At 50.5% G+C, this 414-nt stretch carries 1 protein-coding gene; it reads left to right on the top strand.

The genetic code is table 11. The features are described 5' to 3' along the window. Window positions 1–211, top strand: a 211-nt coding sequence (locus AC0QHF_RS00860; RefSeq protein WP_324702295.1) for a hypothetical protein, incomplete at its 5' end; no start/stop codon positions are given. Between the last annotated feature and the right edge of the window lie 203 nt (window positions 212–414).

Here is a 414-nt window from a genome sequence, read left to right as displayed (position 1 = left end):
ATCCGAGGGGATAAAAGCCTTACCAGGAGGTTATTTCAGGCATTTCAGCCCTATTTCGATCCCGAACGAATCGCACCTAATCATTATGATAGCATCCGGAAGGGTTGGAATTTCCGCCGGCTTTCCGGGCGCGAGCGACGAGGGGCCAGAAGAACGGCGGGGATTATGCCAACATATAATTATAGGTGCGATTCGTTCGGGAATGAAATAAGGCTGAAATGCCCGAAATAACTTCCCGGTAAGGCTTTCATCCCCTTGGATGGAGATAAGGGACGCACCCCTGACCAGCCTTATATAGCGCTGCGCGCGGGAGTCGGCAGTCGGTATTAGGGAGTCAGAAACTGAAACGGCTTTTCTATAAGGGTTTGAAAATTTCTGACCCCATTTCAACTGTAACCACGTGAGCGCTCGTTG

The sequence above is a fragment of the Lyngbya sp. CCY1209 genome (assembly GCF_055795065.1).
The sequence above is the reverse complement of the archived record's forward strand: the minus strand, read 5'-3'. Positions and strand labels throughout refer to the sequence as shown.